Here is a 14,300-nt window from a genome sequence, read left to right as displayed (position 1 = left end):
GGACCAATACGCCGCAGCGGGTGTTGCGAGAGGGACTCGTCGTTTCGGCGTGGTTCAACAATGACCATTTGTGGTTATGGGTTCCGGCCTTCGCCGGGACGACGGTGGGGAAGGTTCGCAATTCAAGACGTCAATTGCGTGCTGTCATCACCCGCCACCGGGTCTCGCCTTCGGCGAGCCCGATGACAGGCTCCAGCGGGTGATCCAATATTCCAGAGGCAGCTATGCTTGAACCGAAAGGCCGCGGCGTACTGGATCGCCCGGTCCCGTCTTCGCCAAGGCTTCGACGAGGCCATGACTCCCCGGCGCGCCGAAGCTATAGCGGAGGCGACGAGCCGGGCGATGACAGTTGAGGATGGGACATAGCTTCGCGTTCTCGCGACATGTTTCGTCCGAGCTTTTGGATTTCGTTCCGCCCTCTCTTGCAGAGGGCGCAGGGAAAGCCGGGTGCCGATCGCACCCATGGGCCCCGAGCAATAGGTAGAAAGCTCGGGGGTAGGACCACAGGTGTAACCGGAGCAATCCGGCTTTCCCTGCGCGATGGGCTACGGCTTACTTCGTGCTCTCCCCGGCGAGACTGGGCTTTGTTGTCACCGCCTTCACAACGCGCACCGCGCAATGCGAAAAGACACCTACCACTAGGGCGTCAGGACCACACGACTTCACCGTCCGCATCAGTCACACTCGTCGGTCGCGACATCAGCGTCCACCGCATCTCGACCCACGTTCGTGACGACCGCGAAGCGCCCCTCCATCGGGTGAGACGGGCGGAATTGAACATCTGATTTGCCCGACGACGGAAGCGCAAATTTGCCCGTCGGGTTAATTTGTCGCAGCCTGATTTTCCAACTCCAGAGTCAAGCCGGCGCTCACGCTTCCTGCTTTGACGCCTTTTCATGCGAAGCTGCTCTTTCCTTGAGCGTTATCCTCCCTCGTGCCTCAACGCCTGAAACTTGATCTCGTCTGCTCTCGAGAGAACAAACTCCAGCAATGGAGAGCGGTTACCCTCATTATAGCCGACCACCAGATCGACCATGGGCGGCGCGCCCTGAATCGGCCGGCAGACGATGGTTTTCGGCAGCAAGTTCCGCGCGTAGAGCGGAAGAAGGCTGATGCCGCCGGTAGAGGCGATCAGCGAAATGGCCATCGCCAGATTTTCTGCCTGGTGCGCGGCTTCGATCGACAACCCGTGTCGCATGAAGAAGTCTTCGATCGCCTTGCGCAGCGTTGGCGCCCTCATCGCGGAAACGCCGATGTAGCTCTGCCCCGCCAGATCCTTCGGACGGACCGAGGAGCGCGCCGCAAGCGGATGGTCTCGTGGCATCACAACCAGGATCGGGTCATGGCGAAGCAACTTGAACTGAAGGCCCGCCGCGCTCCTCTCCGGGCGCATGAATGCGAGGTCAATCTTGCCCCGCGTAAGTCCCGCAGCGAGGTCGGGAGAGTCCCCGCTATGGATCGTGATTTCCGTGCTCGGCAGCTTGCCACGCAGAATATCCATGACTGCCGGAAGCCAGTCCATCTCGTACCCGGTAAGAAATCCTATCGAGAAGGCCGATTTCGCCGGCTGCGCGGCGCGCCGGGCGGCTTCGGCGGCGGCCTCGACCTGCAACAGAGCCACCCGCGCATGGTCAAGAAACACACGCCCCGACGGCGTCAGCTCGACGCCGCGCGGTCCGCGCACGAATAACTGCACACCGAGCTCCATCTCGAGATCGTGGATCTGACGGCTCAGTGACGGTTGCGCGGTATGCAGGCGCGTTTGGGCCGCGACCGAAAGACTGCCTTCCTCGGCCACGGCGACGAAATAACGGAGATGCCTGAGCTCCACAGCTATTCCTCAAAAGTATACCTCAAACCCTACGAAGTCTTTCTCAAAAAGGCCAGCCCCTCCTAAATCTCCGGTCATTGAAGCCTCAACAGCGCAACAGCTCCCGAGGCTCCGCTGCGAACGGTCTAAGCGAACCAGGCCGATCAAGCATATCGGTCCCATCGACTGGAGAGAGATATGACCAATTCCGTTGTCTTGATCACAGGCGCCCTTACCGGCATCGGCCGCGCCGCGGCGCTCGCCTTCGCCCGCGGAGGCGCGAGCGTGGTTATTTCCGGTCGCCGCGACGATGCCGGTCGATCACTGGCGAACGAACTCCGGTTGCTTGGCGTCGAAGCGGAATTTGTCCGCGCCGACGTCCGGCACGAGAGCGACGTTTCGGCACTGGTCGAGCAAACGATGAAGCGGTTCGACCGGCTCGACGTGGCGGTCAACAACGCCGGCACAGAAGGCGTGTCCGGCCCGGTCACCGAGCAAACCGCAGAGAGCTACGCGGCAACGTTCGACACGAACGTCCTCGGTGTTCTCCTGTCGATGAAGCACGAGCTCCGGGTCATGCAGCCACAAGGTTTCGGCAGCATCGTGAACATCTCGTCGACCATGGGCAGCCGCGGAGCGGCGAATGCGTCCCTCTACGTCGCCAGCAAACATGCCGTCGAGGGCTTGACCAAATCCGCCGCCCTGGAAGCGGCTGCCTTCGGCGTTCGCGTCAACGCGATTGCGCCTGGCCCGATAGAGACCGCAATGCTCGACCGGTTCACGGGCTCGGCCGATCGCAAGGCCGGATTGATCACAGGAATCCCGCTGAAGCGTGCGGGACGCCCCGACGAGCTCGCAGACGCCATCCTGTTCGCGGCTTCGGGCAAGGCGTCGTTCATCACCGGTCAGATCATCAGCGTCAACGGCGGCAAGACTGCCGCGTGAAGACTTCCCGATAATGTCTCAAACAGGAGAACAACCATGACCGACCTCATCAGCCGAACCGCCCTCGTCACCGGTGCCTCGCGGGGCATCGGCCGCGCCACCGCCCGCGCGCTCGCTCTCGCCGGCGCCCGCGTTATTGTCCACTACGGGAATTCCGCCAAGGACGCACATTCCCTGGTCGCGGAAATCCGCGAAGCCGGAGGGCAGGCCGACGCCGTCGGCGCCGATCTGTCGGCATCCGATGGCGCGCAGAGGCTCGCCGCCGAGGTGCGCAAGCTCGTCGTGGGCCAGCTCGACATTCTCGTCGCCAACGCGGGAATTGCGGTGCCCGCGACCATCGAAGCCCAGACCGTCGAGGACTTCGATCGCATGTTCGCGGTCAACGTCCGTGCGCCGTTCTTTCTGGTGCAGCAGTTGCTTCCCCTCATGGGCGACGGTTCCAGCATCGTGATGACATCGTCATTGGCGGCGCGAGCCGCTGTCGGGCAGTTACCGGCATATTCCGCCACCAAAGGCGCGATCGACACGATGGTGAAGCACTTCGCCTCGCTGCTTGGGCCGCGCGGCATCCGCGTCAATGCCGTGGCGCCGGGCATCATCGACACCGACATGTCGGAATTCGCCAAGACGGATGAGGGCCGCGATTACGCACTCAAGATGCAAGCCCTGCAACGGATCGGTCATGCCGACGATGTCGCCGACGTCGTGACCTTTCTCGCTTCATATTCGGCACGCTGGGTGACCGGCGACACCATCCAGGTCGGTGGTGGATCAAAGCTCTGACTTTGGGAGATCCGTCATGAAACTCTACCAATCCTCCGGCTCGCCCAACTCGCGACGCGTGAGAATCTATCTGGCGGAGAAGGGCATCACGATGCCCTTCGTACCGGTCGATCTCGGTGCGCGCGAGCAGTTCTCGGACGCCTACGCGGCCATCAACCCACGACGCGTCGTGCCCGCCCTCGTTCTTGACGACGGGACGGCCATAGCAGAAGTACCGGCGATCATTCGCTATCTTGAAGAAACGCATCCGAACCCGCCGTTGCTCGGAAGTTCGCCGAAGGAAAAGGCAATCGTCGCCATGTGGGAGCGCCGGATGGAATTGGAGGGGTTCGCAGCGGTCATGGAGACCGTGCGCAACGGGGCCGCCGGCCTCAAAGGGCGCGCGATCGCAGGTCCCCACGGCTACAATCAGATCCCCGAGCTGATCGTCCGTGGTCGGAGCCGGATCGCCGACTTCTACGGCGATCTCGAGGCACGCTTGTCCGAAATGCCATTCGTTGCGGGTGACGAATTCAGTATTGCCGACATCACTGCGATCGTCGCAATCGACTTCGCGAGCAAGGCTCTGGAATTATCCATGCCGGGAGAGAACGGGGCGTCGCGCCGATGGTACAGTTCCGTGGCTACGCGTCCCAGCATGACAGCTTAGGTGCGCCCCGTCACAATGGCATCGAGGCCGCGTCGCCCTTCCGCTGAGAGACTACGCCACCGCTCCGATACCGACGACGTCGATGCCGTCGACGCGGCCGCGGATCGGGAGCGTGCCGAGATCGCTCAACGGAAATGGCGGCGGCGCGGCGAAGCGCACCGTGGCCGCGCGTGAGGCGAGAAAGCCGCCATCGACCTTGCGGCTCAGCTCTTCCAGCCGCGCGGCGGTGTTCATGACATCGCCGTTGAACACGATCGCGCGCTTGACGTCGCCGATCTCGCCGACGATCACGGGACCGAAATGCAGGCTGCCGCGAATCTGCGGCACCGCACCGAATTCGCGCTCGAACTGCGGGGCCGCCTTCTCAAGCGCGCGGCGCATCGCCACGAAGCAGCGCAACGGCCGGCAATCGACCGCGCCGCTCTGTTCCGGCCAGGTCACGATGATCTCGTCGCCGACATAGTTGAGCACTTCGCCGCGATAATCGACCACCGATTGCGTCAACAGGCGGAAGGTGCGGTCGAGAAAGCGATGGATGCCGATGCCGCCAAGCCGCTCGGCGAGCCCGGTCGATCCCGCGATGTCGACGAACAGCACGAAACGGTCTTCCTCGACCGGTGCGTGATAACGCCCGGTGACGAAGTTCAAGAGCGCGCGCGAGCCGATCAGATTGGCGATGCTGAATCCGAGATTCACCAGCACCGAGACGATCGCGGAACGGGCGAAGCTCGACCAGAAATCCGGTAGCGAATCCTGCGGCGCCACCCCCGCGATGCGCTCGCCGGGCTGCAGCAGCTGGATGCCGATGATGATGGCTGCGTAAATGGCGCTGCGCACGGCCAGGTTGGTGAGGAAGGACAGGCGATTGAGCCAGTCCCAATCCTCGAGGACGAACAGCTCGATCGAGCCGATCACTGCGGCAAGCAAGAAGCCGTAGGTGATGCCGACAATCATCTGGGCAGAGCCTGCGCCGTAGCTGGTCAGCGTGATCGTGACACCGGAGAGAATTCCGGCAACGATGACGGCGGCAAGGCGCTGCAGCTTCCGCTCCAGCCTCGCGCTCATGCGCTGCGGCCGAGGCGAGGCATCTGCCGATCCGGTCGATGCGGACATGGGATGTTACCTTTCCGCGGCAGCGAGGAGGTTGCGAGCTAGGTCCCCTGATCGAACGCCTTGCGCAACGCGACATAGCCGGCCTGCTGCTGGCTCCAGTTGCGGCCGCCGGTGATGGCGCCGTCGACGACGAGGTCATGGCCGTTGATGAAGCTCGATTCGTCGCTCGCCAGAAACACCGCGGCATGCGCGATGTCGTCGGGCAGGCCCGCACGCGGGATCGGCTGCGCCGCCTTGTAGACCTCGCGCATCACGTCCGAGGTCTTCTCGGCCGCTTCGGTCGACAGCCCGAGCGCTTTGCCGAAAATGCCGGTGGCGATCGCGCCGGGCGAGATCGAGTTGACGCGAATGCCGGACTCGCCGAGCTCCATCGCCACGCATTTGGTGAAATGAATGACGGCGGCCTTCGCGGCGCCATAGACCATCGACGAGGAGAAGCCGGCGAGCCGTCCGGCGATGCTGCCATTGTTGATGATGCTGCCTGAGCCCTGTTTACGCATATATGGCGCGGCGTGCTTCATGCCGAGCATGACGCTGCGCACCAGGGTTGCCATCGCGGCGTCGAACCGCTCGACGTCGAGGCCCTCGATGCCGCCGGTCTGCGCCGGGCCGCCGGCATTGTTGAACAGGCAATCGATCCGGCCGAACCTCTCCACCGCCAGCGCGATCAGCGCCTGCATCTGCTCCTCGACCGTGACGTCGGTCTGCCGAAACACGCAATTGCCGCCGAGCTGTTGCGCAAGTGCCTCGCCCTCCGGCGCGCGGCGCCCGGCGATCACGACCCTTGCGCCTTCGGCGACAAAGACCTCCGCCGTGCGCAACCCGATGCCGCTGGTCGCCCCGGTTATCACCGCGACCTTGCCGTCCAGCCGTCCCATGCCGGTCTCCCAACTTAGCCTTTGATGTTGCGGATATTCCCCAGCCACTCCTGACAACGCAAGCATGGGCACGGTTAACGGCCAGCGAGGTCCGCCTGTGGCCAGAAGGCCACAACTGCGGTTTTTCGGTCGCAGCGGCCTTATTTTGGGGCGCCTGTTCACGTGAACTGGAACGACTGATGGCGAAATGGATCGACGATTTCAGGGCGAGTTGGCGGGGTGATTCCCAGCCATCGATGCTGCTTGCGGTCGCCTTCGCCGTGCTCTGTCTCGTTTTGGCCACGGTCGCGCGCTTCGGGCTCGCCCAGATCAGGCCGGACGTGTTCTTCACGCCCTATTTCCCGGCGGTGTTCTTCGCGACCGCCCTTGGCGGCTTCCGGATCGGGATCGCAACCGCGCTGGCAAGCGGCCTGCTCGGCGTCCTCCTCAACTTCAGCAGTTCGCACGTCGATCCGGCGCGCTTTGCGCTCCTGATGATCTTCTGGGTGGTATGCGGTATCGCGATCTGGGGCGTCGAGCACTACCGTTCCCTGGTCGCGCAGCAGCGCGAAGTCTCCAAACGGCTGATCGAGGAGGAGCAGTACCGCAAGATCGTGGTCGACGAGTTGCAGCACCGGCTGAAGAACAAGTCCTCGACCATTCATGCCGTGCTGCATCAGGCGTTGCAGGACCGGCCCGATGTCTGGCAGCGCATCGACCATCGCATCCGCGCGCTCTCGGCGACCGACGATCTGATCGCGCGGGTCGATGGCTATGGCTGCGATATCAAGGATTTGCTGCGCTCGGAGCTCGGGCCTTACGGCCATGTGCGGTTCAACCTCAACGGCGAGCAGCTGTTCCTGCCCGCCAAGCTTGCCGTCTCGCTCGCGCTGATCTTCCATGAGCTCGCAACCAACGCAGGAAAATACGGCGCCTTCTCCTCGCCGCGCGGGCTCCTGCAAGTGTCCTGGACGGTGGACGATGGACGTCTCAACGTGATCTGGGACGAAACCGAGGGACCGGTGGTCGGGATCATCGGCGAAGCCGGCTTCGGCACCAAGCTGTTGAAGTCGGCGCTGCGGCCGTTCGACGGCAAGACCGAGATCAGTTACCTGAAGACCGGTGTTCACTGCACCATGCAGTGCAAGCTTCCCAACTGTTGATAAGTCGACTTTCCGGCACAGCCGCACTTGTTGATGCAACCGCGCGCTCTGCAATCGCTTTCACCAGCGGCCGGAGCCACCATTGATACTCTGTTAATGACGATTGCCGCGACGGCTTGCGAAAGCAGCCCGGGTCTCATTCTGTCACGGCATTTCGCAAGTCCGCTTAACCAAAACTACAACGGACTTTGCCAAGGTCGGCACATGCATAGTTTCACCAAACACGATTTTCAGGCGGGCGCGGCAGCGACCAGCCAGGACGACATTTCCAGCAATGAACTGCGCATCTTGCGCGATCTTCTCCAACTGCTGCCGGCGGGCGTGACCGTCCAGGACGAGCAGGGTCAGTTCATCCTGGTGAACGAAGCGGCAGCCAGCCAGTTGCAGCTGGCCGCCAGCGCGAGCCAGCCGTCGCCGGTCGACGAACGCCATGCCGCCAATCTGGACCTGCTGCGCAGCGGCCGTCCGGTGGTGCTCGAGGAAGTGCTCTCCTGCGGCGCATCCAAATACGTGTTCCTCACCTCGCACCGGCCCGTTCAGATCGCCGGCCGCAATCTCCTGATCTCGACATCGACCGATATCAGCGAGCAGAAGGCATTCGAGGACCAACTGTTCCGTTCGGCCTACTATGACGAGCTGACCGGCCTGCCGACCCGCCGGGTGATCGAGCATCGCGTCAACGGCCTGATCCGCGACGATTCACAAAGCCATTTTGCGCTCGCCTTCCTCGACGTCGACAATTTCAAGCACATCAACGACTATTACGGCCACGCGATCGGCGATGCGCTGCTGATCGAACTGTCCAAGCGGCTCGGCCACGCGCTGCGCGAGACCGATATCCTGTCACGGATCTCCGGCGACGAATTCCTGCTGCTGCTGAACCCGATCAGCGGCAATGACGAGGTTGCCGAATTCATCCATGTCATGCAGGAGCGGCTGAAGGCGCCGTTCTTCATCGAAGAATCCGAGATCTTCGCCTCGACCTCGATCGGCGTCAGCCTCTACCCCATGCACGGCAGGAGCTACGAGGCGCTGCGCCAGAATGCCGACATCGCGATGTACCGCGTCAAGAACAACGGCAAGGGCTCGACCGCGTTCTTCGACAACAGCATGGAGCGCGAGGCGCTGGCGCGGATGAAGATCGAGCAGTCGTTGCGGCTGGCGATCCTGGAAAAGCGCTTCTGCTGCGCATTCCAGGCCAAGGTCGATATCCGCACCCACGAGGTCCAGGGCATCGAGGCGCTGGTGCGGCTGCGCGACGACGAGGGCGTGATCCAGGCGCCGGGCACCTTCATCAACCTCGCCGTGGAGCTCGGCCTGATCGACGAACTGACGTTCCTGGTGCTCGCGGAAATCGTCAAGTCGATCGACCTGATCAACGACACGTTCGGCCCGACCGCAACGATCAGCATCAATGTTGCGGCCAAGCAGGCCGGCAATGTCGAATTCATGCGCCGCTTCGCCCGCGCGATCGAGGAGACCGGCTTCCCGAAGCGATTCATGATCGAGGTGACCGAGGACGCGTTCGTGACCCGGTCGCATTTCCAGGACCAGATCGTGCCGATCCTGCGCGGCATCGGCGTCGGCATCTCGATCGACGATTTCGGCATCGGCTATTCGTCGCTGTCTGCGCTCGCCGACATCACCGCCGACGAGATCAAGATCGACCGCTCGTTCATCACCGACATCCATCAGCGGCCGCGCAGCCAGGGTATCCTGCGCGCGATCGAGTCGCTGAGCGAGGCGCTCGGCATGACCGTGATCGCCGAGGGCATCGAGTCCTACGAGGAGCTCACCTATCTGCAGGCGGCGACCAAGATCCGCTATGCCCAGGGCTATTACTTCGCCAAGCCGATCTTCCTCGAAGACCTGAAGCCCGCGACGCCGGTCGCCAGCGAGTCGCGCGCCAGCTTGGCGGCGCGCCCGGCCCAGGACGGCCGCCAGGGCTATTCGCGCGCCAGCGGTTTTCGGCGGTAGAGACCTGTTCGCTTCAAACAGGCGGTCTCTGTCACCTCGCCCCGCTTGCGGGGAGAGGTCGGAACGCATGCAGCGCAGCGGAACGCGTTCCGGGTGAGGGGGAGCCTCCGCGAATCCAACTGTCACCGAATCTCGGGAGATAGCCCCTCTCCCCGTAAGAATGGGGAGAGGGAGAAGTCCGCCTACTTCTCCAGCACCGGCAACGGCGGCACGCCGTTATTCGCGGGAGCTGCCTGCATCGTGATCAGCATCATCGAGACCATGTCGTAATAGCCCATGATGCCGATGATATCGGTGATGCCGCGTTCGCCGAATTTCTCCCGCGCGGCCTTGTAGACGGCGTCGCTGACCTTCTTGTCGCGATAGAGCGCGATGCCGAGATCGTACAGCGCGGTCTCGTCATCCTTCATGCCGTCGGGCCGCGTGCCCTTGGCGATGGCGTCTGCGATCTTCGGATCGAGGCCGCCCTTCATCGCCAGCGGATAATGCGCGGACCATTCGTACTGCGCGGTCCAGTGCCGTGCGGTGATCAGGATCGCCATTTCGCTGAGCCTTGCCGGCAGCGAGGTATTCCAGCGCAGATATTCCGACAGGTTCGACAGCTTTGGCGCCAGATCGGGGTTGCGGATATAGGCGCGGTAGGGCGGCGCGGTGAATTTGGCATTGCGCGGCGGCGCGCTGATCATGTCGGCCCAGGCCTTTTGCGCCGACGACAGCTCCTCGGCCTTGAGCGGCGCAAAGCGCACGGCGTCCTCGCTGTGCGCGGCCTGCACTGAAAATGCCAACGCCGCCACGATCCCAACCGCAAGAACCCTCACCTCACGTCTTTTTCTCATTGTCGTCCTCCCTCAAGGGCGCCTTGCGCCGGGCCGCACCCTACCGCGACGCCGGCCGCCGGCCTATATTGAGGCCGATCGATCGCCGAGCGAAGGTGTCAGCCATGCAGCCTGTATCTATCCTCCTGAACATTCTCTGGATCCTGATCGGCGGGGCGTGGATGGCGTTCGGCTGGCTGATCGCCGCCGTGATCATGGCGATCACCATCATCGGACTGCCGTGGGCGCGCGCCGCCTTCAACATCGCGGTCTACACGCTGCTGCCGTTCGGGTCGCGCGCGGTGCGCCGCGATGAAGTCACCGGGATGTCCGATATCGGCACCGGACCGCTCGGGGTGATCGGCAATCTGATCTGGTTCATTCTGGCCGGCTGGTGGCTCGCGATCGGCCATCTGATCACCGCGATCCTGCTTGCCGTGACCATCATCGGCATTCCCTTTGCCTGGGCGCATCTCAAGCTTGCCGGCATCGCGCTGTGGCCGATCGGCAAGGTGATCGTACCGGCGTAAGGCGGACGCATTTGTCCCTTGGATTTTTCAGGGGACTCGTATTTTCAACTAAAGGTTAGCTTGCGGGCTCGCCGGCTGGCGGACCAGTTTCCTGAACATTGACTTCATCCAGTTGTGCGTTCCCGCCGCGCTTCCAGGGCGCGACCTTCACCAAGGTTACCTATGCCTCCATCATCAAAGCACGGAAGCCCCATCCTCTATAAGGCTGGCCAGCCGATCATTGCGCTCAGAAATTTCAAGCTTGGCGAACCCGGCCGCGACGACGGCCATCGTGAGGAATTCCTTCAACGACTTGTACACGAGCGCCCCGATGTCATTCCGATGGAGGAAATCGAGCCTGCCTTCAGACCATTGATTTCGGTTTGCACGGAACTTGTCACACAAGCAGGTTCAATCGACAATGTGTGGGTGACACCACACGGCGGCCTGATACTCGGCGAATGCAAGCTTATTAGAAATCCACAGTCGCGCAGAGAAGTCGTCGCTCAGGTTCTTGACTATGCGCGCGCGGTAAAGGGCTGGCATTTTGAGGACCTGGAAGCAGCGGTCCGAAATGCCCGAAAGGAGCCGTCCTTCTCACTTTGGGCATTGGTCAAAGATCAGACGGACCTCGACGAGGAGCTGTTTGTTGATGCGGTCACACGGCGTCTTCGGTCCGGCCGCTTTATGCTTCTGGTCATTAGCGATGGCATCCATGAGGGAGTTGAAGCCCTCGCTGGCTATCTTCAATTGCACGCCGGCGTTCACGCCGGATTGGCCTTACTAGACCTTTCGCTCTGGGAAGGTATTGACGGGGGCATTTTGGTTGTCCCACGCATTCCACTTAGAACGGTGTTGATTGAACGGGGCATCGTGGTGACGGACGGAACGGGCACCCGGATCGATCCACCGTCCACGGCTGGAAACGCGGGTTTCGATTCCCCAAGACGAGTGACTGCCTCGGAGCCTGAATTCTATGCTCAGCTCGATCAACACCAGCCGGGGCAAGCCGAGGGGCTTCGTGCTTTTCTGACCTCGCTCAAACCGTTGGGGATCGAGCCCGAGTTTGCCAGATCCCTGTCTCTGCGCTGGCAAAGCGGCAAGGGCGCTACGCTCTCCGCCGGGACAATCGAACCTACGGGCAGTATCTGGCTGCTTAAGGCCGTGACAGATGCTCGCCTCGCTGGAAGTGAACCCGCCGCTCAGAAATATCTTGCGGCTGTCGCGCGGCTCGCCGGAGGTTCGGTGAAGCGATACGACACCGGATCTGTCGACGCTCGCGGAGCCGACGGGCGTTCATTGCGGATATCCGCCCTCACTGAACATGCTGCCGAGTGGAGGGACGCGATCGCCGATTTCGTGAAGGACATCGCGTAGCAGATACCCCTCAAGGCAACGACCGGCGGCCACGATCGTCAGCATTTGTTGCCGGGGTAAGCGGCTCCGAAACGCAAATCAGCGCGCGAGCGCGTCGACCTGCGCTTCGAGCGCTTCGATCACCATCGTCAGCGAGGCCGTTTTGCCCATCGTCCGCGAGATGATCGGCGCGCCGGACTGGAAGCCGGTCAGGCCCGCAATCATCATCACGGCGCGGACCCGCGCCTGCGCCGTCGTCAATTGCTCTTTGGAAGCTGCGATGATCAGCTTGGCCACGAGCTCGATGCCCGGCCGCCACAGTCCGGCATAGAGAACCTCGAACGCCCGCCCGGGATCCGCCAGCTCGCGTTGAACGAAGAGACGGTTCTGATCGCTCGCGGATGTGAGCAAGAATCGCGCCAGCGCCGTCAGCAGTAGCTTCAACTGCTCCCGGGCGCCGCCCGGATCGGGCGGCCCCTCCAGCGCCGCCAACGCGGTCTCGCCGACGGCTGCCATGCTCTCGCGGTAGCGCGCCAGGATTTCATGCGCGCAGGCGAGATACAGGCCTTCCTTGTTGCCGAAATAATAGTTGAGCGCGGGCAGGTTGATACCGGCGTCCTCGGCGATCTGGCGGGTCGTCACCCCTGCGAAGCCGCTGTTGCCGAACGCTGCGAGGGCGGCGTTGAGGATGCGGACGCGCGTCTCGTCACCCTTCTTGTAAGGGGTCGTGGCCGATCGCGTCGGCGGCGGCAGGGGGCTGTTTCGGGCGCTCATCGAAAAATCATATCACACGATATTAATTATTGCATTTTCTATCGTTTGATATAAATTTGCGGCCAACAATCAGGGAGAGCCGCTTATGCAGGCCGGAACGCTGGAAAAGCTGCGCAGCAACGTGGCCGCGCAAAGAGAGAGAACCCCCGGGATTTACGGCAAGGTCGATTTCGCCATCGTCCCGGAGCGATTTGCCGCCGATGCCGGCACGCCGAGCGTCCTCCCCGGCAAGTTCGCCGCCGCCCGCGCGGCGCTGCTCGCCGATCCCGACCGCATCGCGTTCATCCGCAGCTACACCATGATGGGCGATCCGCCCGCCGATGCTTATGCGGCACTGATGCGCGAATACGGCTTCCGCCGGCTGGTCACCATGCTGGTTCAGGCGAGCGACGCGGGCGTTGAGACGGTCGCCGATGCGCCGGCCGAACTGATCGCGCTGATCCGCGACATGGAGCGCACGCCCGCCTGGCTCGACATGAAGCTGGTCGAGGAAGGCGCCCGGATCGATCGCAACGGCGCCGCCAATCTGAGCCCCTTCATCATCCGCGGTGCGTTTCTCGCGACCTTCATGAACAAATACGCGGCGCTGCCGATGGCGATCACCCACGCCTTGTCGAGCGGCACGTCGGCGCGGCGCGTCAAGGAAACCGCGACGTTCTTCGCAACGTCAGTGCTGCCAGGTGCGCTCGGGCGTTTCGGGCCGGGCTTCAAGGCGGCCGCGATGGTGCGGCTGATGCATTCGATGGTGCGCGCCAACGTGATGCGCCGCGCCGACAATTGGGACATTTCGGTCTACGGCATCCCGATTCCGCAGGTCGACCAGATGCCCGCCGGGCTGATCCCGATTTTCCTGCTGGCGCAGAAGGTGCTGGCCGAAGGCCGCACGGCGTTCACGGCGGAGGAGCGGGCCCGTGTCGAGCTGGCACGCTACCGCTGCTTCCTGCTCGGCCTGCCGGAGGAGCTGCTCGCCGATACGCCGCAAGGAATTGTCGATCTCATGCTGTTGCGGTCCGCGACGCTGCGGGCGGGCTACGACGACAAGACCTGCGGCGAACTGGTCCGGGCCACGATGACGGCGACCTTGCGATCGGATGAGTCCTTCGGCAGCCGCCTGTTCGAAGCCTTCGAACGCAGCTTCGCGAAGTCGTTCTTCCTGAACGCCTTCCTGAATGGCGACAAGGCCAGGGCCGCATCGATCGGCGTGCCGATCACGGCGAGGGATCGCGCCCTCACGGCATTGGTCGGAATCTTCCTGTTCACCCGGCTTGCATTCTACCGGCTGGCATCCCGCATTCCCGGTTTGCGCGAGGTCGCGGACCGGCGCCTGGTCAGGCGAATTGAGAACCTGTTGAAGGACTATGGCCACGCCGAGTTCACGACCGATGCCTCGGCCTATCGGCCGGCGCACCCGTCAGCGGCGAAATCCTAAAGCGCGATGAGATTGAGTCGAAGAGCGACGCCACTGCGCCCCCTCTCCCCGTTCTTACGGGGAGAGGGTTGGGGTGAGGGGCCATCGCCGCGTATGCGATGATCACTGCGTTTGCGGAGA

The 14,300-nt window shown here is 62.9% G+C and carries 13 protein-coding genes; 8 read left to right on the top strand and 5 right to left on the bottom strand.

Annotation, left to right across the window (positions count from 1 at the left end):
• Positions 1-922 precede the first annotated feature (922 nt).
• Positions 923-1,831 carry a LysR family transcriptional regulator gene (locus H8A95_RS43610; RefSeq protein WP_229183343.1) on the bottom strand — a complete coding sequence of 303 codons (909 nt, stop codon included), beginning with the start codon at positions 1,829-1,831 and terminating at the stop codon, positions 923-925.
• 177 nt (positions 1,832-2,008) lie between these two features.
• Between H8A95_RS43610 and H8A95_RS12215 the strand changes: the two genes are divergently transcribed.
• From H8A95_RS12215 to H8A95_RS12205, 3 genes are read left to right on the top strand one after another with little or no spacing between them, the layout of a single operon-like run.
• A complete protein-coding gene (locus H8A95_RS12215; protein ID WP_274617402.1) occupies positions 2,009-2,755 on the top strand; it encodes an SDR family NAD(P)-dependent oxidoreductase in 747 nt (248 codons plus the stop codon).
• A 36-nt stretch (positions 2,756-2,791) separates the two neighbouring features.
• Positions 2,792-3,538 carry an SDR family NAD(P)-dependent oxidoreductase gene (locus H8A95_RS12210; protein ID WP_229183339.1) on the top strand — a complete coding sequence of 249 codons (747 nt, stop codon included), beginning with the start codon at positions 2,792-2,794 and terminating at the stop codon, positions 3,536-3,538.
• Positions 3,539-3,554: 16 nt separating this feature from the next.
• Positions 3,555-4,187, top strand: coding sequence for a glutathione S-transferase family protein (locus tag H8A95_RS12205; RefSeq protein WP_229183337.1), 633 nt, complete (start codon positions 3,555-3,557; stop codon positions 4,185-4,187).
• A gap of 51 nt (positions 4,188-4,238) precedes the next feature.
• Here H8A95_RS12205 and H8A95_RS12200 read toward each other — a convergent pair whose 3' ends face one another.
• Positions 4,239-5,300, bottom strand: a complete 1,062-nt coding sequence (locus H8A95_RS12200) for an adenylate/guanylate cyclase domain-containing protein (RefSeq protein WP_229183336.1) — start codon at positions 5,298-5,300, stop codon at positions 4,239-4,241.
• Positions 5,301-5,338: 38 nt separating this feature from the next.
• On the bottom strand, positions 5,339-6,178 hold the full coding sequence (locus H8A95_RS12195; RefSeq protein ID WP_229183335.1) for an SDR family NAD(P)-dependent oxidoreductase: 840 nt from the start codon (positions 6,176-6,178) through the stop codon (positions 5,339-5,341).
• 179 nt (positions 6,179-6,357) lie between these two features.
• Between H8A95_RS12195 and H8A95_RS12190 the strand changes: the two genes are divergently transcribed.
• On the top strand, positions 6,358-7,320 hold the full coding sequence (locus tag H8A95_RS12190) for a sensor histidine kinase (RefSeq protein WP_229183334.1): 963 nt from the start codon (positions 6,358-6,360) through the stop codon (positions 7,318-7,320).
• Positions 7,321-7,524: 204 nt separating this feature from the next.
• Positions 7,525-9,297: a putative bifunctional diguanylate cyclase/phosphodiesterase gene (locus tag H8A95_RS12185; RefSeq protein WP_229183333.1), complete on the top strand. Its 1,773-nt coding sequence runs from the start codon at positions 7,525-7,527 to the stop codon at positions 9,295-9,297.
• Between the two features lie 182 nt (positions 9,298-9,479).
• On the opposite strand, the gene H8A95_RS12180 is transcribed toward H8A95_RS12185, so the two are convergent.
• Entirely contained in the window at positions 9,480-10,133 is a 654-nt protein-coding gene (locus tag H8A95_RS12180; RefSeq protein WP_229183331.1) for a carboxymuconolactone decarboxylase family protein, read from the bottom strand.
• Between the two features lie 104 nt (positions 10,134-10,237).
• Between H8A95_RS12180 and H8A95_RS12175 the strand changes: the two genes are divergently transcribed.
• Complete coding sequence (locus tag H8A95_RS12175; protein WP_163160147.1) at positions 10,238-10,642, top strand: YccF domain-containing protein; 405 nt, start codon at positions 10,238-10,240, stop codon at positions 10,640-10,642.
• A 162-nt stretch (positions 10,643-10,804) separates the two neighbouring features.
• Complete coding sequence (locus H8A95_RS12170; protein WP_229183330.1) at positions 10,805-11,998, top strand: hypothetical protein; 1,194 nt, start codon at positions 10,805-10,807, stop codon at positions 11,996-11,998.
• Positions 11,999-12,076: 78 nt separating this feature from the next.
• On the opposite strand, the gene H8A95_RS12165 is transcribed toward H8A95_RS12170, so the two are convergent.
• The gene (locus H8A95_RS12165; RefSeq protein WP_229183328.1) at positions 12,077-12,751 is read right to left on the bottom strand and encodes a CerR family C-terminal domain-containing protein; all 675 of its coding nucleotides are present in this window, start codon (positions 12,749-12,751) and stop codon (positions 12,077-12,079) included.
• A gap of 85 nt (positions 12,752-12,836) precedes the next feature.
• On the opposite strand from H8A95_RS12165, the gene H8A95_RS12160 reads away from it, so the two are divergent.
• Positions 12,837-14,180 (top strand): oxygenase MpaB family protein, encoded by a 1,344-nt coding sequence (locus H8A95_RS12160; RefSeq protein WP_229183327.1) that lies wholly within the window; start codon positions 12,837-12,839, stop codon positions 14,178-14,180.
• Positions 14,181-14,300 lie beyond the last annotated feature (120 nt).

The sequence above is a fragment of the Bradyrhizobium oropedii genome (assembly GCF_020889685.1).
GTDB classification, from domain to species: domain Bacteria; phylum Pseudomonadota; class Alphaproteobacteria; order Rhizobiales; family Xanthobacteraceae; genus Bradyrhizobium; species Bradyrhizobium oropedii.
Note: the sequence above shows the minus strand (reverse complement) of the source record. Positions and strands in the feature narration are given on the sequence as shown.